General features: G+C 43.2%; 1 protein-coding gene and 1 pseudogene. One reads left to right on the plus strand and one right to left on the minus strand.

The window, feature by feature from the left end; genetic code table 11:
- The first annotated feature begins 98 nt into the window (after positions 1–98).
- Complete coding sequence (locus tag ABLN87_RS22160; protein WP_353014277.1) at positions 99–1607, plus strand: hypothetical protein; 1509 nt, start codon at positions 99–101, stop codon at positions 1605–1607.
- A 19-nt stretch (positions 1608–1626) separates the two neighbouring features.
- On the opposite strand, the pseudogene ABLN87_RS22165 reads toward ABLN87_RS22160, so the two are convergent.
- Positions 1627–1730 (minus strand): annotated as a pseudogene (locus ABLN87_RS22165) (IS5/IS1182 family transposase); the annotation flags it as partial.

Below are 1730 nucleotides of genomic sequence, written 5' to 3' on the forward strand. Positions count from 1 at the left end.
CAACGATCAATAAGATCGTGAAAAAGCTATCAAAAGAACAAAACACCTCATAAGCAATCAACGTGGTAAATTGAAGCATAGCGAAGGAATAGCAAAAAATGGTGAAAGTTAACTGTACTCCGAGTTGTTTTCGCGCTTCAGGTACTCAAAGTAACTCTGAATATACTGAATCGTTGAGAGGAGGAAAACTTGAATCACAAACAGCGGGTAGCAAAAGAGCTCATAGAAGGCATAATGGTTGCGCATCAAAAGTCTCTGACGCTTTTCGTAATGCGATCTCCAAGTTAAACCCTTTTCGATCATATCAACAGAGTACCCCCACCCTCTCACAGCATAACTCACAAACGTCTAGTCGCCCGCGATCGTCAGTTGAACAGAGCAATCCTGACCAAAATCTAGAAGGGATCTCAACGATTGGCACCGAGGCGGAAAGAAATTCAAACAACAGCGAAACGCAGTCACTATACTTTGATGCTTCGCAGTTCCTCAACCCACCAAAGACTAGCGAAATAATCGCGGATATTACTACAAACGGGCTGTTTCAAGCCTTGGAAAAGATATCTGAGAAAATACCCGGTCCATACAAAGCCGATGATATTTTTACAGCGGTAAGCTCTTCGAACGATTTTTCGAGTGATCGCGTTGTCGGTACGGAATTCGGAGTAGCAAAACTTCGGAGGGAAATAGAGCATTCCTCACCATTCCGCTTACAGCAATCAAATAATTCTGAAACAGTTTACCTAAAGTTGTCACACTTGGCAAAAGAGATCGTTGCCGACCGTTATCAAGAAAAATATGGAGCCAATATTTTCTTTCTGGATGGTAACAACCTTGATATACGTAATTCTCCCTCGGTTTGTGCAAAGGTCGCTGACATAGCCCAAAAAGAGGGAGAAATAGGGATTATTGTTCATAACGAGTTGCACTCTACACCAATTTCCATTTCTTCTCAGTCTGACGGTTCGCTAAAGCTTGAAATATTTGATTCAATGGGGAACCCTAACCTCAAAGTTGAAGCTATTGCTGAAGAATTGTCTAAAAGATATAATATCTCTGTAATTGCATTACCGTGGCCCCGACAGGCCGATTGGCATAGTTGTCATGTAGACGCGATTCATATTTTGAAGGAGAAGATGAACTACGAGAAAAGCAAGATTGAAAAAACTGAAATGAGCGCAAGCAATGGTGAGCCGCAGATTTCCGTAGGAATGCTTAAAGGAGCTCAGAGGTCAGACTTCATCACAAGATACTTGGATGGGGGCGACCACGAATACAAACCAAGAAGAACGATCGAAGAACACCGCTCTGATTTTTCTGTTAGAGGTAAGCGAGTTTCAACCTTGGAGTTTAGAGACCCTCGCGCTTTGCTCAAACAATCAGATCCGGTTTATGTAGATGGCTCTCGCTTTGACCTCGTTGTTCCAAAGGATTCTACTAATTTGCCTTTCTTAGAAAAGACGGAGCAGGTTGATTTGAACATATTTTTGCAAGCAAAAGCTTTCCAATATGCTCACATCGCTGCGGACTTTTTATCCACTCTTCCAACAGACACTGATGAGGCAAATCGGATAGTACAAGTCATGAAGGGAACAAGAAATATCTGTTGAATAGCCTAAGGGTCAGGATTCATAACCAGTAGATGACGGTTGCGGCGAGAGCGATTGCCGACAGGAAGACCTTTGGGCATCTGTCGTATCTGGTTGCCACGCGCCGCCAGTCCTTTAGCCTGC

This window comes from Ruegeria sp. SCP10, assembly GCF_040329495.1.
Classification (GTDB): domain Bacteria; phylum Pseudomonadota; class Alphaproteobacteria; order Rhodobacterales; family Rhodobacteraceae; genus Ruegeria.

Bases quoted from the DNA above. Each gene is read 5' to 3' on its own strand.
- ABLN87_RS22160 (WP_353014277.1), top strand. From the start codon at position 99: ATGGTGAAAGTTAACTGTACTCCGAGTTGTTTTCGCGCTTCAGGTACT.